Origin of the sequence: Microbulbifer sp. THAF38 (assembly GCF_009363535.1) — a bacterium.
GTDB lineage: Bacteria > Pseudomonadota > Gammaproteobacteria > Pseudomonadales > Cellvibrionaceae > Microbulbifer.
The window spans coordinates 3,304,881-3,326,572 of the sequence record NZ_CP045369.1 but is presented as its reverse complement, the minus strand read 5'-3'; the positions used below and the strand labels follow the sequence as shown (position 1 = coordinate 3,326,572).

Sequence of the window (21,692 nt, the reverse complement as noted above, 5' to 3'; positions counted from 1 at the left end):
GAATGACTAGAAGCTGTTTCATAACTTCCTTAACGTAATTAACATGCATGCAATATAGAAAAAAGCACGATAAGTAGACAAATATCGCTCCCATCTAACAGCTAAACGGCGGTAATTTCCCAGCCACACAAAAGTCCGCTCCACTTTCCAACGGCGAGCGTACCTTCTGAGCTTTCTGCCATCCTGCCTTGAGACTTTTTTCTTATTTCTCCTGTGTGGACAGATAAGGTCGATTCCACGACTCAGCAGACTATCTCGAAGAGGATCAGAGTCCACCGCTTTATCATAAACTAAGCGATGAATCTTTGTATTTTTATACGTAACATCAAGTAATGGGTGTAATAAATCCACTTCTACTGGTGAGGCCTAAGTAATGGTGCCTCTCAGTGGAATACCTTCGCCATTGACCGCCACCATCCACTTTGAACCCTTACTCCGTTTGGTTTTCCCGATTTCGAAGCCCCTTTTTTTACTGGTGCAAAGCTGCCATCAGAAAAGACCCCCTCCCAGTTAAGCAAAGACTGTTGATCCAACAGCTCTAGGAATCTTCTCCATGCCTATAACCAAGCTCCTTGCTCTTCCCAAAACTGAAGCCTTCTCCAGCATGTACTTGGTGATGGATAGCATGAAGGAAGATTTTTCCATCGCGCTCCAGAACGCAAAACCCACAGGATGCCTTCAAAACAAGTTCGATTATCAATGGGTTTTGGGCCTCCCTTTCCTCGTTTTAACTCAGGAAGACAAAGTTCGATCACTTTCTATTGATCATTGGTTAACTCTGACTTGAATCGGCTCACTATTGCTGGGCTTTTTTCTATGTAATTGCGTGAGAATAACCGATTTCAAGTTATGAAGCAGCCTCTAATTACTCCTCACCCTTCACACATCTATATAGGCATCCCGCTCCCTTAAAAAATATCAAAACAAAAAACCCGGCAGGAGCCGGGTTTTTTGTTTTGATATTTTTTTGCTTATTTTAATCCAAGCACTTCTTTGCCCTGGATAAAAGTAACATCGACTGGAATATTCGCTTCAGCCAGTCGGTCCAAATCGGACTGCAACTCGGGGCCAATAACGCCCTTTTCGGCAAGCAGAGCTTTAGCTTGGTCGTAGTTACCATCACCTTGGATAGTGAGGATCAGGCGCGATAGATTGGTCATAGCCTGCTGCATTTTTTCGAAATCCACGCTGTACTGCCCGGTTTTCGGGTCACGGGTAAAGGCGCCCTGCTCTTTGAAAAAGTTAAAGCGCATCATATTGGCTTTACCGTGGGCACTGGCTGCACCGAAGCGCACACTGCGGAAAATACCGGCCAAGAAGGTAACGTAGTTATCCATCAGTTCACCTTCTTGGATCTCCCCCTTCTCATGCAGGCGGGTCACCATATACAGGCCGAGAATATCCGCTTTGCCTTCTTCCAGGGAGGAGGAAGTCTCCTTCAGTGCCTGACGTACATTTGCCCCGCCAGTCACAGTCTTCTTAATACCTAGGCCGTGCGCCACTTCGTGGAACATGGTATTGGCAAAGAAAGCGGGGAATGTGATGTGCTTACGCTGATCTGGCGCAATCAACACATCGCTGATGGGCACCAAAATCTTGTCGAACTTAGCGCGCATAGCGTTTTTCAGCTGCAGCCGACGAGTGCCTTTCGCCAGCTGCACTTCTTCATCATTAGGCAGGTTAATGGCGATGGTCTTGGAGCCCGCATTGCTGTGACCCGCGTAGAAGAGTACATCGTAGGCATTCAGGTCGGAATCGGTACCCGGCTCTTCGGCTTTGTACTTTTCCTCTACCGGCAGGCCTTCCTGTAGTTCAGGCAACAGCGCAGCAAACTTGGCCAGCTTCTTACTCCACTCTTTATCTTTGAGGAGTACATAAGACTCATAGGCCGTGCGATAGGCGAACATCTGATCTTCGTAATTTTCGATGGGCCCGATCACTACGTCGATATCATTTTCCTTCATGTCCATCCAAGCCATGTCGCTGGGACGGAAATTATCATTGAGCAATGCATCCGCGCGCATAATCAAGTAATTAGCGAACTCTTTACTTTCCGCCAGTGAAGCTGCCTGGCGCAGGATATCCGCAGCCTTCTTCAGGTCAGCATTGTAGGCTTTGCTGTAGGGAATCAGCTCCAGCTTGCCGGCATCGTTCCGACGCACCAGAGAGTAAAGGCCATCTTTTCCCGGTTGGTCCCAGTTCTCAAACTCTTCGCGGGTCATATCTGCCGGATAGAAGTTGGCACCCAGGGGTTTCGGGCCGTAGCCGGTAATAAACGGCTTGTTGTCATTGAGGCGATCCCAGGGACCGTAATTAATCTCGGCAAACTTGCGCGCGCGGTTGTCCTCGATATCGGGCAGCAGTACTTCTGCCGGGCCGTAAGACTGCAGCCAGAACAGTTGATCCATGATCCGACTGGCATCGATCAGCAGGCCGATCATTTTACGCTGGTTCGCGGTGAGATCGCTCATGTCAGCGGTGAGTTCTACCGGTACATAAATATCAAAGCGCTTATCGGCATTTTCTATGGCTTGCCCTGCGGGTGGAGTGACCGTCTCAGATTCAACGATCTGTGCCTCGGTTTCGTCTTTACGGATTTCCTCGGACTGTTTGTCTTTGCTACAGCCGCCCACCAGCGCCAGGGCCAGCAGTGCGGCAGCGATCTTGGTGGTGTGAAAGGGGATGGTCATATCGCTCTGCCTATCGTTTTTTTGTTTCGGCGCCACATTAGTCTGGCTGCGCACAATTATCAAGATAGGCCTTCAGGGCTCCGCAACTTGGGAAGTCAAAGGCGATTCCTCCCCTATTCCAACCGTACGCTCCTGTTGTTGCATACGCCATAGGGTCGCATAGTGTCCGCCCTCCTCCAGCAGCTGATTATGGGAGCCCTGCTCCACAATCTGGCCCTGGTCCATCACCAAAATTTTATCGGCATCCACCACTGTGGAGAGGCGGTGGGCAATCACCAATGTGGTCTGCTCGCGGGCAATTTCCTTTAAGGAGGCGACAATGCCGCGCTCAGATCGGCTGTCCAGAGAGGAAGTGGCTTCATCAAAGATCATAATCGGTGGTTTTTTGAGCAGCGCCCGTGCGATAGCAACCCGTTGTTTCTCACCGCCGGAGAGCTTGAGGCCGCGCTCGCCTACCAAGGTATCCACACCCTGGGGAAGCTGGCGGACAAAGTCCGATAGATGCGCATGGTGAATTGCGGCCATCACTTCCTTATCAGTGGCATCAACCCGCCCATAGCGCACATTATCTTTGATCGACTGGTTGAATAGCACGGCATCCTGGGGCACCACACCGATCGCGCGGCGCAGGGATTCCTGGCTCACAGCGCGAATATCCTGGCCATCAATACGAATAGCCCCACCGCTCACGTCATAAAAACGGAACAACAACTTAAACAGGGTGGATTTACCAGCCCCGCTGGCCCCTACAATCGCCACCTTTTGGCGCGGTAACACAGAGAAACTAACCTGGCGCAAAATTTCACGGTTATCTTTGTAGCCAAAGCGCACGGCATCAAATTCAATACGACCTTCCGATACCAACAAATCCTGGGCTTTAAGCTTATCTGCCACCGCAGGCTTAACCGAAAGCAGAGAGAACATCTTTTCAATATTGGCCAAAGCCCCTTTCATCTCCCGGTAAACAAAACCGAGGAAATTCAGCGGAATAAAAATTTGCATCATAAAGGCGTTCACCAAAACAAAATCCCCGATGGTCATCTGTCCTTTGGTCACACCTACCGCCGCCAGTATCATCGCCGCACACATGGCACTGGCGATGATAAATGCTTGGCCCGTGTTTAAGCTAAACAGGGATAAGCGATTTTTACGCCTAGCCCGCTCCCAGACAGCAAGCTCTCGATCGTAGTGATTCGATTCATGCCGCTCATTGGCAAAATATTTTACCGTTTCATAGTTGAGCAGGCTGTCCACAGCACGGCTGCTTGCCTGGGATTCGGCCTCATTCAGGGCCCGCACAAAACGGGTGCGCCATTCGGTAGCCAATACAGAGAAACCGATATAAACAACTACGGCGACCACAACCACCAGGGCAAACACACCGCTGTAATTCCACCAAAGCAAGCCGGCCACCATGGCAATTTCCACCAGGGTTGGCACGATATTGAACACCATAAAACGCATCAAAAAGCCGATGCCGCTATTGCCACGTTCAATATCTCGGGAGAGCCCACCGGTGCGTCGGTCCAGATGGAAATCCAGGTCCAGTTTGTGCAGGTGTTGAAATACTTCCAGGCCAACCCGGCGCTGAGCCCGCTCTGTTACCCGACCAAAAATGGTATCCCGCAACTCACCAAATAAGGTGCTGGAAAATCGCACCGCACCATAAGCGAATAAAAGCCCCAGCGGCAGTGCAATGGCCTGGGCAATACCGCCGGCATTATCCAGATTGTCGACGATATGCTTGAGGATAAATGGCAGGGTAACTCCGGCCACTTTCGCCCCAATCAAGCACAAGATTGCCAGGGCGACAGCCCGGCGGAACTCCAACAAATAGGGAAACAGGGTTTTCAGCGCACCCCAGTGCACCTCATCCAGAGAAACAGTGGACTTGGGTCTCGGCATAATCGTTTCCGGAAGGCAAAATAGCCGCCCATTATAAATAGACTGAATGAGTTATATAGACGTTCAATCGTATAAATTGGCTGGTGCCCAAGTCTTTGGCTTGCTACTGAACCAGCGGGGTTCACACCTTCGCTACTAAGCCACCATCGACATTAAGCGTTTCCGCAGTAATGAAGCGGGAGTCATCAGAGGCCAGGAATACTGCCGCATTAGCGACATCGTGAGGGTAGCCCGGCCCCTTCAACATTTGTGCGGTCTCGAGGAAGTTAGCAAAAACATGTTTGCCATCTAGAGAAGTAACTGCTTCGGTCAGTATTTGTCCCGGACGCAAGCAGTTCGCTCTAATATTGTGGCGGGCTCCAATCCCGGCAATATAGCGGGTAAAGGCTTCCACCCCAGCCTTGGAAGCGTAATAGGAGGCTGATGGCAGGAAACCGACTTGATCCAATTGATTATCCGTGGGTGCACTCTGTGCTGCCAGTGAGGACACATTGATAATGGCCCCACCACCAGCACCTATCAGGTAAGGCCAGACTGCCTTACACATCAGGAAGCAGCCTGTCATATTGACTTTAAACACTTCCTCCCACTCTTGTAAGTTCTCATAGGGGAACATATTTGGGGCGCCGGTACCTGCACCGTAAAATAATACGTTGATAGCCTCATAAAGGCTGATAACCTCCATCACAGCCTGGCTCACTAAATTGTTATCAGTGACATCGCAGGAAATATAAGCGGCCTCCCCTCCGGAGGCTAGAATAGATTGTTCAACCTTACGCCCCTCTACGGCACGCCGTGCCAAAATAGCCACCTTGGCGCCCTCCTCTGCAAAGCGACGAGCGGTTCCCTCACCGATACCTTCATTGCCGCCAACGACAATGGCGACTTTATTGTTTAGTTTTCCCATAAATCGACCTGCCAAAGCCAATAATTACTGCAATGATGACGAGATTATTTATATTTTAGGGACCTCTGAACAATTCCATAATACAACTTTGGGCCTTGAAAGCGACAGAGATTAGGCTCTGCTCACCGCGAATGGCTATGGCCCTTTGCAAGTGGTGCAACGGAGCAATTGCAATCTTAAAGAGCAGTTTTCTGATTTCAGAGCGGCTCACAGAATTTTGCAGAGAGCCCCTAATTTCAAGAAAATGATATAAAAGCCTAGAAGCTGCTTCATAACTTCTTTAACGTAATTAACATGCATGCAATACAGTAAAAAAGCACGATAAGTGGACAAATATCGCTCCCATCTAACAACTAAACGACGGTAATTTCCCAGCCACGCAAAAGTTCGCTTAACTTTCCAACGGCGAGTGTACCTTCTGAGCTTTCTGCCATCCTGCCTTGAGACTTTTTTCCTATTTCTTCTGTGTGGACAGATAAGGTCGATTCCACGACTCAACAGACTATCTCGAAGAGGATCAGAGTCCGCAGCTTTATCATAAACTAAGCGATGAATCTTTGTATTTTTATACGTAACATCAAGTAATGGGTGTAATAAATCCACTTCTACTGGTGAGGCCTAAGTAATGGTGCCTCTCAGTGGAATACCTTCGCCATTGACCGCCACCATCCACTTTGAACCCTTACTCCGTTTGGTTTTCCCGATTTCGAAGCCCCTTTTTTTACTGGTGCAAAGCTGCCATCAGAAAAGACCCCCTCCCAGTTAAGCAAAGACTGTTGATCCAACAGCTCTAGGAATCTTCTCCATGCCTATAACCAAGCTCCTTGCTCTTCCCAAAACTGAAGCCTTCTCCAGCATGTACTTGGTGATGGATAGCATGAAGGAAGATTTTTCCATCGCGCTCCAGAACGCAAAACCCACAGGATGCCTTCAAAACAAGTTCGATTATCAATGGGTTTTGGGCCTCCCTTTCCTCGTTTTAACTCAGGAAGACAAAGTTCGATCACTTTCCATTGATCATTGGTTAATTCTGACTTGAATCGGCTCACTATTGCTGGGCTTTTTTCTATGTAATTGCGTGAGAATAGCCAATTTCAAGTTATGAAACAGCCTCTAGTGATTTGGTAAAGGTGTTTTTATTGTTGTGATTTTTCAGGTTAGCCTCTTTGTGTACCTTTGCTTGGAAAGAAAGCTTCGATAGGTTGGAATCTCTGATGGGAAAAAGAGTGAACCTATTGTGATTAGCTTGTAATTTGGATGTAAGATTGAATCTTAAATTTTTTTTAGGCTAAACATGGAACGTATTTTATACATTGGTACAAAGAATGTCTCCAGTTGGGCATTTCGAGCCTGGCTTCCTTTAAGGGAGTTGGGTATTGAGTTTAAAGAGCAGGTTGTTGATATTCGCAAACCACAGCGTTTCGACAATCTTCGTAGAATCGGCGAGATCTCCCCAGCTGCCTCGGTGCCTGTACTGGTGGAAAACCAAAGTATCATCTTTGATTCTTTGGCTATTATGGAATATGCCAATGATATTGGCGGTGGAAATTTATTGCCTTCAGATCCCTTGCTGAGGGCTAGAGCGCGATCCTTCTTAAGCTGGCAGCATGCGGGACTCTCAGGGCTATGTCCACGGCTATCTTTTGAAAGTGCTTTTTATCCCGACAAACGGCAGATGACCCAGGAAGAGCAAATAGATGCAGAGCGGTTGTTTCGTTGTTGGGAGCAAGAACTTAGCCTTAGTGGCGGCCCTTACCTATGTGGTGATCTCTCCCTGGCCGATCTCGCACTGGTACCCACGGTAATCAGAATTTATTCTCACCGCCCTCAAATGCGAAGCTGGCCTCTGACCCACCAGTGGATAAAAAGGCTTCTTGCTAGAGAGAGTGTGGAAGAGTGGATGTCGGAAGCCAGGAACCTGCCCCCGATTATCCTGGATAATTATCGCTAATTAAGAAGAGTTCAGTTTTATTGCATTGGGCTGCACAGAGAGTAAACCTTTAGAGGTAATACCCTGATCTTTCTTTTCATCTTCTCCCCGTTGTCTTTTAATGGCGTGTATAGCCTGAAAAAAGAAGGAAGCCACGTATTTTCTGTGGGGAATCCCGCAAATGTGAACCTATAGGTTATGCAAGAGAAAAAGGCGACTAAAATAGGGTGTGATATACGTCAGATTCGCCTAATGGAGTTGGGCGGCCAATACCTAAAAATTAAGGATAATCATTGGAACAATGAAAATACCAGCCCTGGTCCTCGCCTTTTTCTTCAGTCAGTATGCACAAGCCTCTTGCCAGCTAGAGGAGTATGAGCGTTTTCTGAACACCCAGAGTTTGGTGATGTTAGAGGCGTCTGTGCAATTGTTTGAAGAGGATAAAGATAAGTTCAAGATAATAAAGCCGTTTGTAAAACTGGAGGTTAGAAATAATAAGCTGAAAGTTTATATCGCCAAGAAGCTGAGTGAGCTTAATCCAGAAGTATTAAATCTAAAGGGACCGATAGCAAACTATGTTCCCAGTGTCTCTGTTCAAATAATGCCGGATGGCTCAATTCGGGATAAGGTTGATCTGGCAATGTCCAAGGATCAATTTTATAGAAGCGAAAAATCGGCGATGAAGCCAGTTGAAAAGCTATACCTCTATCATGAAGGTATGACAGATTTGGAGAAGAAGCGCTTTCTTTCTGCCAGGAACTCACTGAGTGAACATATGGAAACCAATGAGCAGTTTGAATTTATGAAGCGTGCTTTCACAACTTCTCTGGCAAGTGTTTGCCCTTTGGATTAGCTGGCTGAAAAAATTTTCTTTGGTTCTTTAAACTACTGCGTGTACATATTATGAGATTTTTTGCAAAGTATTGAATACGCATTATTTCATTGTTAGTACGTCGTTTCTATTTAAGGGGCATCTGAATGCCCCTTTTTAGTATCTGCTGAGGCTGTGGTTGCATCTTGATGATCGCCCTGTATTGTCAGCGCTATTGATAGTAATCTCTGCTTTCCCCCCCTTTGGATGGATAGTGCAGAAAAATATGGAGATTAATCTTTATCAGGTGGATGCTTTTGCATCTGAAGTGTTTTCCGGTAACCCGGCAGCGGTTTGTCCTTTAGACGAGTGGTTGCCAGGTATACAGATGCAAAGAATTGCTGAGGAAAATAACTTATCTGAAACAGCATTTTTTGTACCCGAGGGTGATGGTTACAGGCTGCGTTGGTTTACCCCTGAAGCTGAAGTGGATCTCTGTGGTCATGCCACTCTGGCGGCGGCCCATGTGTTATTTAAGCATTTATCCTATAAAAGGCCTGTCATTCACTTTGAGACGCGCAGTGGTCTACTAAAAGTGGAAGTTTGTGAAGACGGCTACAAGATGTGTTTTCCTGCCAGTGTGCCCACTCCGGTTGAGTGTTCTTCCAGTTTATCCGGCGCTTTGGGTGTATCACCGCTACAAACTTTGGCTGCGTTCGACTATATCGTTGTGCTAAATAGCGAGGCTGAATTAAAGAGCATCAAGCCGAATTTTATGCTGCTGGCCGAGTTAGATTTAAGAGGAGTCGTCATTACCGCACCGGGGGATCACTGTGACTTTGTCAGCCGCTGTTTTTACTCGAAGCTGCGGGTAAATGAGGATCCAGTAACCGGTTCCGCACACTGTGAGCTTGCCCCCTATTGGAGTCAGGTATTGGGGAAATCGCGTCTCAGTGCTAGGCAGCTGTCAAAGAGGGGCGGTGTGTTGACGTGTGAGGTTGTCAATAATGAGGTCATACTTATTGGCCAAGCGGTAGATTATATGCGCGGTAAAATAGTGCTTTAATAACATTTTTAATAAAAAAGCCCCGAAACACTGGGGCTTTTCTGTTTTGATTAGAAATTCATTACTGCTGGCTGATTGGTACCGCACAGGTGAGATAGACATCCAGCTTGTTGTTACTAAGCTCCAGGCCTCTAAGGGTCAAACGAACCTGATTAAAGTCTGCCCGGGTATTTGCCAGTAGCAGGCGGTGATTCCGTGCACCATTGACCTTAAAGGGCGCCAGCATATAGCCGCTGATATTTTCACCTGTGGCTGTTCCATCCAGGTAGGTACTGATGGTAATACTATTCAGGTAAATAAGATCCAGCAGGGAGTTGGTATTCTCCACCAGGAAGCTGACCATATAGCGCCCAGTTCTTACATCTTCATGGTTGATCTGGATATAAGTGCTACCTCCAGCGCCCCTCGCTACTTCCATTCTGGCGGCATCGGATAGTATGCCGTTGCTAACCTTGCCCAAAGAAGTTACAGAACAGCCCTCGCAGGGGGCATTGATACCATGCTCCAATTCAGTGCTGGCTCCATCCATTATTTCTAGCCCCTCGAAGCTTGTGCAGGAGAGGAGGGTGTCAAAGTCACAGGCATCGCCAATCCCGTCCTGATCAGAGTCTTCGCCATTGGGATTCCAACTTTGTGGGCAGTTGTCCAAGGCATTTTCTACTCTGTCGTTATCCACATCGGGGTCGCAGGCATCTCCTAGTCCGTCTCCATCACTATCGCTTTGGGTTGGGTTGGAAATAGCTGGGCAGTTATCTGTGCTGTCATCCAAGCTGTCGTTATCGACATCGCTATCACAGGCGTCCCCATTGCCATCATCATCACCGTCTTCCTGCCCTGGGTTTGGCACATGGGGGCAATTGTCTAGGTTGTCCTCGACACCGTCACCGTCGAGGTCATTATCACAATGGTCACCGGAGCCGTCGCTGTCGCTATCGGTTTGATCGTTGGGTACAAAGGGACAGTTATCTTGCCCATTGGCCGTGCCGTCTCCATCCCAGTCAATATCACAGCTATCTCCGTTGCCGTCCTTATCCTGATCAGCCTGATCCGGGTTTGCTACGGCTGGGCAGTTGTCTACTCCGTCGTCATAGCCGTCATTGTCACTATCGGTGTTTGTATCGCAAACATTGCCTATGCCATCTCCATCCCGGTCCTCTTGTAGGGTGTTGGAGGCGTTGGGGCAATTGTCGTTAGTATTTTCGATGCCGTCATTATCCAGATCGTAATCACAGGCATCGCCGAGGGTGTCTCCGTCGCTGTCTTTCTGGTTGGCATTGGAGGCGTAGCGACAGTTATCGACAAAGTCGTTGATGCCATCGTTATCATCATCGCTATCACAGATATCTCCGTACTGGTCATTATCATTATTTTCCTGATTCCGATTGGGAATAGCCGGGCAGTTATCTGCTTCGTTATCACTACCGTCGCCGTCTAGATCACTGTCACAGGCGTCACCAATACCATCTCCATCTCGGTCGAATTGGCTGGTATTGGCAACACTTACACAGTTGTCGACGCTGTCGGGAATTAGATCCCCGTCAATATCGGCGTTGTTATCGCAGGCATCGCCAAAACTGTCACCGTCGCTATCTACCTGATCTGCATTCGGCTCAAGAGGACAGTTGTCTGCATCGTTGTCTACGCCATCGCCATCCCGATCCGAGTCGCAGAGGTCGCCGAGGTCATCGCCATCGGTGTCGGTCTGGTCGGCGTTGGCTTCAAGTGGGCAGTTGTCACTCTGATCCTCAATGCCATCTGCATCATCGTCACCGTCGCAAAGGTCGCCCTGCCCATCGGAGTCGGTGTCAGTTTGATCGGCGTTGGAGACGTTGGGGCAGTTATCGGTTCCATTCTCAGTGCCGTCGTTATCCCGGTCAGGGTCGCACACATTACCAAGACCATCGTTGTCTTGGTCCTCCTGGGCGGGATTCGGAGTGCTCGGACAGTTGTCGCCACTGTCTTCGATACTATCACCGTCATCGTCGTTGTCGCAGGCGTTGCCCACGCCATCGCTATCGGTATCCACTTGATCTTCGTTGGGGACTTGCGGACAGTTGTCTACGCCATCGTCCAGACCATCGTCATCGCTATCGCTATCGGCATCACAAAGATCGCCAATGCCATCACTGTCTTGATCAGCCTGATCTGGGTTGGCGACATTTGGGCAATTGTCGAGGGTGTTGGTGTAGTCATCACCGTCACGATCGTTGTCGCAGCTATCGCCTACACCATCGTTGTCTATATCACCCTGTTCATGGTTCGCATCTGCAGGGCAGTTATCCTCTTCGTTTACCACTTCATCGCCATCGAGGTCTTCATCGCAGGCATTGCCAAGACCGTCACCATCACTATCTGCCTGATCGGTGTTGGCGATTTGTGGGCAGTTATCCTCGGAATCCAGGTGGTTATCATTGTCATCGTCGCTGTCACAAGCGTCACCGCTGCCATCACTGTCCAGATCCTCTTGGGAGGCGTTACTGATGCTGGGGCAATTGTCATCGGAGTTTCGTATGCCGTCTCTATCACTGTCTGTGACATTGGAGCCGGGGAGTAAGTCTTCGGCGGCCCTACCTCTCCCTTTGTCGGAACCACAGGCGCTCAATAGCAGTAGAGAGAGAATAAATACAATCAGCGGTATTTTGGACATGTTGAAAATCTCCGGGGACAAATCCTTTTTTGTTATCTGCTCGGCGAAGAAGTGGCCTATGGCTTGCGCGAAAAGAAGTGAAAATTAAATCGTCACTTTTTTATGGGTTCTTCCCGTTAGATAGATTTCGGGGGGTAAATATCTGATATTTATTTCTTTTCAGATTAAATAAGCCACCGAATTTTCGATGTGGGTAAATATGTGTGTTTTCTCTGAATAAAGGTAATGATTGAGGAAATAAAGGCGGTTTATTTTGTGGGTTTTATTTTTTTCAATGAAAAAAATAAAGTGGCCGACCTTGATGTGGATGAATGAGTGGCAGGGTGTCGCTATGCCTTTCTCTTCTGAACTGCTGGTGAGGTAGAAATTAATGACCCTGATTATTTTTATCGGTGGGAAGAGAATAATCAGATTCGCCAATTCATCGGCTAGCAAACAATAACTGGTGCTGCCAGAAACGCTGTTTACTTGAATTATTTATCCAAGGTAGTGGCGACTGGATTCTTGTTTTGACCATTTGGTCAGAAAGGTTTTTGGCCAGTTCCGTTTTTGACTAGTTTATTGTGCGGCGTAGAAATAGACTGGAAGTCATATACGGGAGGGGCACATGAAAATTGATGCGGCAATTTGTTCTAGCGCGCGGCTTGCCCGCGATCGGCGCTTTGATGGGCGTTTTTTCACGGCGGTGAAGACGACCGGAATCTTCTGTCGCCCTATCTGCCCTGCGCGACCGCCCCTGGAGCGCAATGTTACCTATTTTGCCACTGCAGCCGAGGCGGCCAATGCTGGTTTTAGGCCCTGTCTGCGCTGCCGACCGGATTCAGCGCCGGGAAGCCCAGCATGGGGTCTGGTATCGACCACGGTGCAGCGGGCCTTGAAGCTAATGCGCAGTGAAAGGGAGCCGCAATCGGTGGAGCGATTGGCCGAGCGTCTCGGCGTCAGCAGCCGCTATCTACGTCGTTTATTTGCCGAGCACCTGGGTGTGAGCCCCTTGGCGGTGTGGCAGACTGAGCGGGCGTTGTTTGCTTTTCGCCTGTTACGCGATACCCATTTGCCTATCGCTGAAATTGCTTATGAGTCCGGTTTTAATAGCCTGCGTCGTTTTAATGGCGTTTTTAAGCAGATATACCAGCGCACCCCTTCCGAAGTGCGCAGAGAGGGGAGTGGTGATCGGTTGAAACCGGGAATTGCCACTCAAGTTCGCCTGTATCTTGATTACCGCCCACCGCTGGACTGGCCTCGACTGTTGTCCTTTTTGGGCGCGCGTGCCCTGAAGGGCGTGGAGCAGGTGGATGGAGAAGTCTATTCGCGCAGCATTGCCTTGGATGGCTGCCGCGGTTCGATACGGGTAACCAATGACGCGGAGAGAAATCGCCTGGTGGTGGAGATCTTCGGCCAGGAAGGGGGGATGGGACTCTACCTGCTCAATCAACGCCTGCGCCGTCTATTTGATCTGGATGCGGATATCGAGGAAATCCAAACGGTATTAAATGGCGACCCGCTGCTGGAAAGGCAGCTAACCCTACAGCCTGGGTTGCGTCTTCCCGGCGCCTGGGACCCGTTTGAATATGCCCTGCGGGCGATCCTCGGCCAGCAAATCAGTGTGGCGGCGGCAACCACTATCGCTGGGCGCTTGGTGGCTCGCTATGGGGAGTCTTTTATGGATGATGCCGGCGAAGAGCGATTTTTGTTTCCTACAGCGCAACAGCTTGCCGGGGCAGACTTTGCCGACTTGGGATTGACGCGTACCCGAGCCAAAACCCTGCGCGGGTTTGTTGCGGCAACTCTGGATGGCCGAGTGAATTTTGCCGAGCAATCCCTGGAAGCCTGGTGTGAGCAGGTTACTGCGCTGCCAGGTATTGGTGATTGGACCGCCCAATATATCGCCATGCGCGGGTTATCTATGCCGGATGCCTTTCCGTCTTCGGATCTGGGTATTCTGCAAGCGCTTGGCAGTGAGGGTGAAAAGGCAAAACCCAGGCAGGCCCTGGCACGGGCGGAACGATGGCGGCCCTGGCGGGCTTATGGAGCCATGTTGTTATGGCAATCCCTGAAATCAGGAGATAAGAAATGATTGTTTACGAGTGTTACACCACGGAGTTGGGAGAGGTCGCCATCGCAGCCTGCGAAGAGGGTAGTGAAGGGGATAGTAAAGGGATCGTCGCTTTGCAGTTTTTTGATATGGAGCGGCCGCTTCGTGTGGGTTCTGGTTGGCAGAGGGGAGCTTCCGAGCTGACCGACAGGGCTGCGGACCAACTGCGCGAATTTATCGCCGGGCAGCGTCAAAGCTTCGACCTTCCCTTGACGCCTAAGGGGACCGAGTTCCAGCGTCGTGTCTGGGAGGCACTGTTAAAAATTCCCTTCGGCGAAACCCGCAGCTATAGCGAGCAGGCCCGGTCGCTGGGTCAGCCCCGTGCGATTCGCGCAGTGGCGCGGGCCAACGGCGCCAATCCGATAGCAGTGGTGATTCCTTGTCACCGGGTGATCGGGGCCAATGGCAGTCTTACAGGTTATGCCGGCGGCCTGCCACTAAAGGCTCGATTGCTTACTCTAGAGGGTGCTCATTTTATCGCTCAGGGTACATTGCTTTAGGGCAGAGTTGCTATGCGCTGGCCACATCCCCTCCGGAGCAGGATAATAAGCGGTTCGTAACCAGATCGAGCCGGAGGCCAAATGCTGTACAGATTGGGGGATAAACAGCCACAACTGGAAGGTGAGGGCCACTATATTGCGCCCGGTGCCCATGTAATTGGTGATGTGCGCATGCTTGCCCACAGCTCTGTGTGGTTTAACGCGGTGGTTCGCGGTGACTGTGCGCAGATTACCATCGGCGAAAATACGAATGTGCAGGATGGCGCTGTGTTGCATGCGGATCCCGGGGTGCCATTAACCATCGGTACCGGTGTCACCGTAGGCCATAAAGTGATGCTGCACGGCTGTGACATTGGTGATTACAGCCTGATTGGTATCAATGCCGTGATCTTAAACCGGGCCAAAATCGGCAAGTGCTGTATCATTGGCGCCAATGCGCTGGTGACCGAGGGCACAGAAATCCCCGATTACTCTATGGTGCTGGGCTCTCCCGGCAAGGTAGTAAAATCTCTCGATCCCGCCACCTACGAGCTGCTCAAAGCCAGCAGCGATCACTACGCGGCCAACGGCAAACATTTCGCCAGTGAGCTGGTCCCGCTCGAGTCTCTTGAGGCTAAATCTTGAGGTTTAAAGAAGTTGTCTGAACAACCGGTAAAAACCGTGCAGCCGAAAGAGCGCCCGGTGAAGTCCCCCTGTATCTCTGTCTGTGCCCTGAATGAGCAGGACCTGTGTGAGGGCTGTTTTCGCAGTGGTAACGAAATCAGCCGCTGGGGTTCAATGAACAATGATGAGCGCCGTGCAGTGTTAAAGCTCTGCACTGAGCGCGCGCGGCAAATGGGCCGACTCTGGTAAACAATCGATAGCGCTTTGTCGGGGCCGGGCCTCGCAGGGCCTGGAACTAAACGCGACTATGACTCAACCCTTTGTCCACCTAAGAATTCACTCGGAATTTTCCTTGATCGATGGCCTGGTACGTATCAAGCCCGCCATTGCCCGTGCCCAGGAGCTGGAAATGCCGGCCCTGGCGATCACTGACCAGTGCAACCTCTATGGCCAGATCAAGTTCTACCGAGCCTGTTTGGGTGCCGGTATCAAGCCGATTACCGCCGCGGATTTTTGGCTTAGCGAGGGCGGCGAGGGCAAGCCCACGCTAATCACGCTTTATGCGATGAATGCCGATGGCTATCGAAATGTCACCGAGCTGATCTCCCGCGCTTGGATGGAGGGCCAGTACCACGGTAACGCCTATATCAAGCGCGAATGGGTGAAAGAGTACAGCGAGGGGGTACTGATGCTGTCCGGTGCCAAGTACGGCGATGTAGGCCGTGCCTTGGTTGCGGGGCGTCGCGCCCAGGCAGAGGAACTAGCAAGGGAGTGGGCAGAACTGTTCCCCGGTCGCTATTACCTGGAGCTGCAGCGCACCGGTCGCGCTGGCGATGAGGACTATTTGCATTCGGCGGTGGATCTGGCACAGACACTGAATTTGCCAGTGGTGGCCACTAACGATGTGCGCTTTATGGAGGAGAGCGAGTTCGAGGCCCACGAGGTACGTGTCTGCATTCACGAAGGCCGTGCACTTGATGACCCCCGCCGCGAGCGCCGCTATTCCGCCGAACAGTATTTCCGTACACCGGAAGAGATGTGGGAGCTATTTGGCGATATCCCCGAAGCTCTGGAAAATACCGTGGAGATCGCCAAACGCTGCTCCGCGCCAATCCAGTTGGGTAAATACTTTCTGCCGGAGTACCCCATTCCCGAAGGCATGACCGAAGACCAGTTCTTCGAGAAGGTCTCCTACGAGGGCATGGAGCGGCGCCTAGCGACCATCCTCGACAAATCCGCTGCGGACTATGCCGAGCGCCGCCAGGTCTACGAAGACCGCCTGCGCTTTGAGCTGGATATCATCATCCAGATGGGATTCCCCGGCTACTTCCTGATCGTAATGGACTTTATCCAGTGGGCCAAAGACCACGATATCCCAGTGGGCCCGGGGCGGGGTTCCGGTGCCGGCTCGCTAGTGGCTTACTCGCTGGATATTACCGATCTGGACCCGCTGCAATACGATCTGCTGTTCGAGCGATTCCTCAACCCGGAGCGGGTATCGATGCCCGACTTCGATATCGACTTCTGTATGGAGAAGCGCGACCGGGTAATTGGCTACGTAGCGGATAACTATGGCCGCCAGGCGGTGAGCCAGATTATTACTTTCGGCACCATGGCCGCGAAAGCGGTGGTGCGCGACGTGGCGCGGGTGCAGGGCAAGTCCTATGGTCTTGCCGACAAGCTATCGAAGATGATTCCCCCCGATGTGGGCATGACCCTGCAAAAGGCCTTCGACCAGGAAGAGATCCTGCGGGAATTCCTCGACCACGACGATGAGGGCCAGGAAATCTGGGAGATGGCCCTGCAACTCGAAGGGGTTTCCCGTAACGTGGGCAAGCACGCCGGTGGTGTGGTTATCGCCCCCACCAAGCTCACCGATTTTGCGCCGCTTTACTGTGACGAGACCGGCGCGGGTCTGGTCACCCAGTTCGATAAAAACGACGTGGAAGATGCGGGCCTGGTGAAGTTCGACTTCCTCGGCCTGCGGACGCTGACCATCATCGACTGGGCCAAGCGTATGGTGGACGAGACCCGTGCGCGCGAGGGTGAGGAGCCCCTGGATATTGCCGCGCTGCCGCTGGACGATGAAGAAACCTTCAAAATGCTCAAAAGAGCGGAGACCACGGCGGTATTCCAGCTGGAATCCCGGGGTATGAAGGACCTGATCAAGCGCCTGCAGCCGGACAACCTGGAAGATATGATCGCCCTGGTGGCCCTGTTCCGTCCGGGCCCGCTGCAGTCGGGCATGGTGGATGACTTTATTAACCGGAAGCACGGCCGCGCCCAGGTGGCCTATCCGGATGCGAAATACCAGCACGAGAAGCTGAAACCGATCCTGGAGCCCACTTACGGGGTGATCGTTTACCAGGAACAGGTGATGCAGATCGCCCAGGAGTTGGCGGGATATACCCTCGGTGGCGCCGACCTGTTGCGCCGGGCAATGGGTAAAAAGAAACCGGAGGAAATGGCCAAACAGAGGGCCACTTTTGAAAACGGGGCAAAAGAGCAAGGCATCGACCCCGAACTTGCGATTAAGATCTTCGACCTGGTAGAGAAGTTCGCGGGTTATGGCTTTAACAAGTCTCACTCGGCAGCTTACGCACTGGTGTCTTATCAGACGGCCTGGCTGAAAGCCCATTACCCGGCCCAGTTTATGGCGGCAACCATGTCTTCGGATATGGATAAGACCGATAAGGTGGTGACCTTTATCGAAGAATGCCGCGCCATGGAGTTGGTGTTGGTGCCGCCGGATGTCAATCTGGGCAGCTTCCAGTTCTCGGTGGATATCGACAACCGCATTATTTACGGTCTCGGTGCCATCAAGGGCCTGGGTGAGGGGCCGATTGAAAATATTATTGCGGCGCGAAAGGAGGGCGGTCCCTTTACCGACCTGTTTGACTTCTGTTCCCGTGTTGATCCGCGCAAGGTGAACAAGCGCGCACTGGAGGCGCTGGTGCGCTCCGGTGCTTTCGACAGTATCGGGCCGGATACTGGCGGCAGCGATGGACTGGATTATTCCCGCGCAGTGCTGTTTAACGCGCTGGATGAAGCGGTAAAGGCGGCGGAACAACAAAAGGCCAATGCCAATGCCGGCATGATGGACCTGTTCGGCGAGGTGGTGCCCCAATCTTCCGATGGTGATGTGTACGAGGATTTCCGCCGTACCCGCTGCTGGAGTATTCGCGAGCGCTTGGAGGGGGAGAAAAACACCCTGGGTCTGTACCTCACCGGACACCCCATCGACGAATATGCCGATGAGTTACAGCACCTAGTCAAGGCGCGAATCGCCGATTTAAAACCCGGCCGTGAAGCACAAAAAGTGGCAGGTCTGGTGGTGGCCATGCGGGTGATGAAGACCAAGCGTGGTGATTCCATGGCTATTGTTACCCTGGATGATCGCAGTGGCCGCATTGAGGCGGCCATGTTCAGCGAGGCGTTTGGCGAGCACCGTGACAAGCTGGCCAAGGATGCGCTACTGGTACTCGAAGGCCCTGTAGCCAATGACGATTACAGTGGCGGTCTGAAAATGACCGTAAATGGGGTCTCCACTCTGGATGAGCTGCGCCAGAGCCGGGTGACCGGTGTGCGTTTGCAAGTCGATACCGGTGTTGCGGCACCGGGACTGGCCAAGCGTCTGGCCTCGTGTTTGCAGCCTTATACCGGCGGCCAGTGCGGGGTCAGCCTGGAAGTGTTGCGCCACGATGCGCGAGGTCTCTACCGCCTGCCTCCACAGTGGAATGTGGAGCCGAATGACCAGATGGTTCAGTCCCTGCGGGAGCTGCTGGGCCGGGAGCGGGTGGCGCTTCAATACGCTGAACGGCGTTAAAGTCCACTGGGCTCGACTGGTCGGTTCTGTACAGTTAAGCTATGTCGCTGTGATTGCCCAGTGGCATGGAAAAGAGTTAAGGCGCAGATTTCATGAATTTCAACTTTCTCGAGTTTGAGCAGCCGATTGCAGAGCTGGAAAGCAAAATTAAAGAGTTGCAGCTGGTCGGGGACGACAATGAGCTGAATATCGCCGATGAAGTGACCCGGCTGCGGGATAAGAGCAGAACTCTGACCGAGTCCATCTACTCAGACCTGAGCCCCTGGCAGGTAGTCCAGGTGGCCAGACATCCGCAGCGGCCTTACTCCAAGGACTATATTGAGCGACTGTTTACCGATTGGGACGAGTTGCACGGCGATCGCCACTTCGGTGATGACAAGGCAATTATTGCCGGTATCGCCCGTTTAAATGGCAAGCCGGTAGCGGTGATCGGCGAAGAGAAGGGCCGTACTGTTAACGAAAAAGTCGCTCGTAACTTCGGTATGCCTAAGCCTGAGGGCTATCGCAAGGCGCTGCGTATTATGGAAATGGCCGAGCGATTCAAAATGCCGGTGCTGACTTTGATCGATACTCCAGGGGCTTATCCGGGTATCGACAGTGAAGAGCGCGGGATCAGTGAGGCCATCGCCCAGAATCTGGCAGTGATGTCCCGTTTGCGCACACCGATTATTTGCACCGTGATCGGTGAGGGCTCCTCCGGTGGCGCCCTGGCGATTGGTGTCGGCGATCAGCTTAATATGCTGCAGTACTCTACCTACTTTGTGATTTCCCCTGAGGGCTGCGCGAATATTATCTGGAAAACCGTAGAGAAGGCCCCGCTGGCGGCTGAGGCTATGGGGGTGACTTCCAGTGTATTGGAAGAGTTGGGTATTGTGGATGAAACCATCCCCGAACCCCTCGGCGGTGCCCACCGCGATCCCGATGCTATGGCCGTGAGCCTGAAAGAGCGCCTCGGTGAGCAACTGGAGCAGCTAAGTGCTATCCCCATCGATGAGCTGCTGGAGAAGCGTTACCAGCGCCTGATGAGCTACGGCAATATCGTTTCTTAATATTCTCCGAGGGATAGCTCCCTATCACCGAGCTGTCCCTTTCTTCGCTCCTGGTTTGCCCTCCTGGGAGCCCTGCCTCTTGTTATTCGATTCAAGCTGTCTGTTTGACGGTATCCCTTTATATCAGACCGGCCATTCGCCTCTTATTATTGATTCGCTTCGCTACTTGAACGCATCAAAGACACTTTGCGTAGTGCCCTATTGCCCCCATTTTTGACCCCCCTTATCGAAAACCGCTGCAAGGCCTCTGTGCCCCCATGGTAGAAAGTAAAAAGAATAACAAGTGTTTAGGTGCTGGCTTGCCGTTTACGGTATAGCCACAGCAGAAGTTTCTGGAAAATAAATATGGCGATTTTGCAAAGTAATACGGCAACGGATGCTGGACAGTTGCAAGCTGGCGATCATGCGGGGCAAAAATTTGCTCTTGTAGCTTTGACCTCACTGTTTTTTATGTGGGGTTTTATAACCTGTTTGAACGATATCCTGATTCCCTATCTGAAGGGTATTTTTGAGCTGAACTATGCCCAGGCAATGCTGGTGCAGTTCTGCTTTTTTGGGGCTTATTTTTTAGTTTCCCTGCCGGCGGGTAGCCTGGTGAGTAAAATCGGTTACCAAAAAGGTATCGTCACAGGCCTCACTATTGCGGTGCTGGGTTGCCTGCTATTTATTCCCGCGGAGCGTATGGAGGTCTATGGGTTATTCCTTGGGGCCCTGTTTATTCTCGCTTCCGGTATCACTATCTTACAGGTATCGGCCAACCCCTATGTCGCCGCTTTGGGAGATGAGCGCACGGCACCCAGCCGCCTGACATTGACCCAGGGCTTTAATGCACTAGGTACCACCGTAGCCCCACAATTCGGTGCATTATTAATTCTCCCAGCTGCGGGAGTTGCCGCCGGCGCAGTCAGTGCCTCGGTGATCGAGGTGCCTTACCTGATTCTGGCGGCTACCCTAGCCGTGTTGGCCCTGGTTTTTGCGTTTTTGAATCTGCCATCTATTGTCAGTAATACTTCACAGACATCATCGCAGGTAGGTGAAGCTTCAGCCTGGAGTTATCGCCATCTCGTTTTAGGAGCGGTAGCGATTTTTGTCTATGTCGGCGCGGAAGTTTCAATCGGCAGTTTCCTGGTGAATTTTATTGCCGAAGACTCCATTGCAGGTCTGGAAGAGTCTGAGGCGGCCTTTTATATCTCTCTCTATTGGGGCGGGGCAATGGTTGGGCGCTTTGCCGGTGCCTTGATTATGCGCTTTATTTCCGCGGGGAAAGTACTGGCAATTTGTTCCCTGGGTTCCTGTCTACTTCTGCTTATTACCGTGGCGGCTAATGGCTACCTGGCAATGTATGCTGTTTTGGCGGTGGGGCTGTGTAACTCCATTATGTTCCCAACAATTTTCAGTTTAGCTCTTGCGAGACTTGGCAAGGCGGCTAGCCAGGGTTCTGGTATCTTGTGCTTGGCTATAGTCGGTGGCGCTATAGTGCCGTTATTGCAGGGATTATTGGCGGACCAAGTGGGTATCCAGTTGGCATTTGTGCTGCCTATTTTCTGTTACCTCTACATTCTTTATTACGGTGCCATTGGTCACCGCCCAGACAAACGCGCTTAATTTTTTCTTCTCTTCTGAGCTCGTTTAGCCGGTATTTCCATACCGGCTTTTTTTGCTTATA

The 21,692-nt window shown here is 51.4% G+C and carries 18 protein-coding genes; 10 read left to right on the top strand and 8 right to left on the bottom strand.

Going from position 1 to position 21,692, the window contains the following annotated elements:
* Nucleotides 1-18 precede the first annotated feature (18 nt).
* From FIU95_RS21790 to FIU95_RS21775, 7 genes are all read right to left on the bottom strand, one after another.
* Nucleotides 19-351 (bottom strand): transposase, encoded by a 333-nt coding sequence (locus tag FIU95_RS21790; RefSeq protein ID WP_152454420.1) that lies wholly within the window; start codon nucleotides 349-351, stop codon nucleotides 19-21.
* A 206-nt stretch (nucleotides 352-557) separates the two neighbouring features.
* Entirely contained in the window at nucleotides 558-755 is a 198-nt protein-coding gene (locus FIU95_RS21785) for a transposase (RefSeq protein WP_152454419.1), read from the bottom strand.
* A 216-nt stretch (nucleotides 756-971) separates the two neighbouring features.
* Nucleotides 972-2,690 (bottom strand): Zn-dependent hydrolase, encoded by a 1,719-nt coding sequence (locus tag FIU95_RS14345; RefSeq protein WP_152454418.1) that lies wholly within the window; start codon nucleotides 2,688-2,690, stop codon nucleotides 972-974.
* Nucleotides 2,691-2,762: 72 nt separating this feature from the next.
* Nucleotides 2,763-4,595, bottom strand: coding sequence for an ABC transporter ATP-binding protein/permease (locus FIU95_RS14340; protein WP_152454417.1), 1,833 nt, complete (start codon nucleotides 4,593-4,595; stop codon nucleotides 2,763-2,765).
* A 121-nt stretch (nucleotides 4,596-4,716) separates the two neighbouring features.
* Nucleotides 4,717-5,502: an SDR family NAD(P)-dependent oxidoreductase gene (locus FIU95_RS14335; RefSeq protein WP_152454416.1), complete on the bottom strand. Its 786-nt coding sequence runs from the start codon at nucleotides 5,500-5,502 to the stop codon at nucleotides 4,717-4,719.
* A 207-nt stretch (nucleotides 5,503-5,709) separates the two neighbouring features.
* Nucleotides 5,710-6,105, bottom strand: coding sequence for a transposase (locus FIU95_RS21780; protein WP_152454415.1), 396 nt, complete (start codon nucleotides 6,103-6,105; stop codon nucleotides 5,710-5,712).
* Nucleotides 6,106-6,311: 206 nt separating this feature from the next.
* The gene (locus tag FIU95_RS21775; RefSeq protein ID WP_152454419.1) at nucleotides 6,312-6,509 is read right to left on the bottom strand and encodes a transposase; all 198 of its coding nucleotides are present in this window, start codon (nucleotides 6,507-6,509) and stop codon (nucleotides 6,312-6,314) included.
* Between the two features lie 287 nt (nucleotides 6,510-6,796).
* Between FIU95_RS21775 and FIU95_RS14320 the strand changes: the two genes are divergently transcribed.
* The 3 genes from FIU95_RS14320 to FIU95_RS14310 all read left to right on the top strand — a co-directional run bounded on the left by FIU95_RS14320 (nucleotide 6,797) and on the right by FIU95_RS14310 (nucleotide 9,309).
* Entirely contained in the window at nucleotides 6,797-7,453 is a 657-nt protein-coding gene (locus FIU95_RS14320; protein ID WP_152454414.1) for a glutathione S-transferase family protein, read from the top strand.
* A 280-nt stretch (nucleotides 7,454-7,733) separates the two neighbouring features.
* The gene (locus FIU95_RS14315; protein ID WP_152454413.1) at nucleotides 7,734-8,285 is read left to right on the top strand and encodes a hypothetical protein; all 552 of its coding nucleotides are present in this window, start codon (nucleotides 7,734-7,736) and stop codon (nucleotides 8,283-8,285) included.
* Between the two features lie 244 nt (nucleotides 8,286-8,529).
* Nucleotides 8,530-9,309, top strand: coding sequence for a PhzF family phenazine biosynthesis protein (locus FIU95_RS14310; RefSeq protein WP_152454412.1), 780 nt, complete (start codon nucleotides 8,530-8,532; stop codon nucleotides 9,307-9,309).
* 61 nt (nucleotides 9,310-9,370) lie between these two features.
* On the opposite strand, the gene FIU95_RS21355 is transcribed toward FIU95_RS14310, so the two are convergent.
* The gene (locus FIU95_RS21355; protein WP_152454411.1) at nucleotides 9,371-11,956 is read right to left on the bottom strand and encodes a thrombospondin type 3 repeat-containing protein; all 2,586 of its coding nucleotides are present in this window, start codon (nucleotides 11,954-11,956) and stop codon (nucleotides 9,371-9,373) included.
* A gap of 607 nt (nucleotides 11,957-12,563) precedes the next feature.
* On the opposite strand from FIU95_RS21355, the gene FIU95_RS14300 reads away from it, so the two are divergent.
* From FIU95_RS14300 to FIU95_RS14270, 7 genes are all read left to right on the top strand, one after another.
* Nucleotides 12,564-14,030, top strand: coding sequence for a DNA-3-methyladenine glycosylase 2 (locus FIU95_RS14300; protein WP_152454410.1), 1,467 nt, complete (start codon nucleotides 12,564-12,566; stop codon nucleotides 14,028-14,030).
* Nucleotides 14,027-14,548: a methylated-DNA--[protein]-cysteine S-methyltransferase gene (locus FIU95_RS14295; protein WP_152454409.1), complete on the top strand. Its 522-nt coding sequence runs from the start codon at nucleotides 14,027-14,029 to the stop codon at nucleotides 14,546-14,548. The genes FIU95_RS14300 and FIU95_RS14295 overlap by 4 nt, the downstream gene beginning before the upstream one ends.
* 81 nt (nucleotides 14,549-14,629) lie before the next feature.
* Nucleotides 14,630-15,172 (top strand): gamma carbonic anhydrase family protein, encoded by a 543-nt coding sequence (locus FIU95_RS14290; RefSeq protein ID WP_152454408.1) that lies wholly within the window; start codon nucleotides 14,630-14,632, stop codon nucleotides 15,170-15,172.
* Nucleotides 15,173-15,184: 12 nt separating this feature from the next.
* Complete coding sequence (locus tag FIU95_RS14285; RefSeq protein WP_152454407.1) at nucleotides 15,185-15,400, top strand: DUF1289 domain-containing protein; 216 nt, start codon at nucleotides 15,185-15,187, stop codon at nucleotides 15,398-15,400.
* A 58-nt stretch (nucleotides 15,401-15,458) separates the two neighbouring features.
* Complete coding sequence (dnaE, locus tag FIU95_RS14280) at nucleotides 15,459-18,977, top strand: DNA polymerase III subunit alpha (protein ID WP_152454406.1); 3,519 nt, start codon at nucleotides 15,459-15,461, stop codon at nucleotides 18,975-18,977.
* Between the two features lie 92 nt (nucleotides 18,978-19,069).
* Nucleotides 19,070-20,026, top strand: coding sequence for an acetyl-CoA carboxylase carboxyltransferase subunit alpha (locus tag FIU95_RS14275; RefSeq protein WP_152454405.1), 957 nt, complete (start codon nucleotides 19,070-19,072; stop codon nucleotides 20,024-20,026).
* 345 nt (nucleotides 20,027-20,371) lie between these two features.
* Complete coding sequence (locus tag FIU95_RS14270) at nucleotides 20,372-21,631, top strand: sugar MFS transporter (protein WP_152454404.1); 1,260 nt, start codon at nucleotides 20,372-20,374, stop codon at nucleotides 21,629-21,631.
* Nucleotides 21,632-21,692 lie beyond the last annotated feature (61 nt).

Excerpts from the sequence above, each read along its gene's own strand:
- FIU95_RS14345 (WP_152454418.1), bottom strand. The coding sequence starts at position 2,690 with ATGACCATCCCCTTTCACACCACCAAGATCGCTGCCGCACTGCTGGCC.
- FIU95_RS14340 (WP_152454417.1), bottom strand. The coding sequence starts at position 4,595 with ATGCCGAGACCCAAGTCCACTGTTTCTCTGGATGAGGTGCACTGGGGT.
- FIU95_RS14335 (WP_152454416.1), bottom strand. The coding sequence starts at position 5,502 with ATGGGAAAACTAAACAATAAAGTCGCCATTGTCGTTGGCGGCAATGAA.
- FIU95_RS14320 (WP_152454414.1), top strand. The coding sequence starts at position 6,797 with ATGGAACGTATTTTATACATTGGTACAAAGAATGTCTCCAGTTGGGCA.
- FIU95_RS14315 (WP_152454413.1), top strand. The coding sequence starts at position 7,734 with ATGAAAATACCAGCCCTGGTCCTCGCCTTTTTCTTCAGTCAGTATGCA.
- FIU95_RS14310 (WP_152454412.1), top strand. The coding sequence starts at position 8,530 with ATGGAGATTAATCTTTATCAGGTGGATGCTTTTGCATCTGAAGTGTTT.
- FIU95_RS21355 (WP_152454411.1), bottom strand. The coding sequence starts at position 11,956 with ATGTCCAAAATACCGCTGATTGTATTTATTCTCTCTCTACTGCTATTG.
- FIU95_RS14300 (WP_152454410.1), top strand. The coding sequence starts at position 12,564 with ATGAAAATTGATGCGGCAATTTGTTCTAGCGCGCGGCTTGCCCGCGAT.
- FIU95_RS14295 (WP_152454409.1), top strand. The coding sequence starts at position 14,027 with ATGATTGTTTACGAGTGTTACACCACGGAGTTGGGAGAGGTCGCCATC.
- FIU95_RS14290 (WP_152454408.1), top strand. The coding sequence starts at position 14,630 with ATGCTGTACAGATTGGGGGATAAACAGCCACAACTGGAAGGTGAGGGC.
- dnaE (WP_152454406.1), top strand. The coding sequence starts at position 15,459 with ATGACTCAACCCTTTGTCCACCTAAGAATTCACTCGGAATTTTCCTTG.
- FIU95_RS14275 (WP_152454405.1), top strand. The coding sequence starts at position 19,070 with ATGAATTTCAACTTTCTCGAGTTTGAGCAGCCGATTGCAGAGCTGGAA.
- FIU95_RS14270 (WP_152454404.1), top strand. The coding sequence starts at position 20,372 with ATGGCGATTTTGCAAAGTAATACGGCAACGGATGCTGGACAGTTGCAA.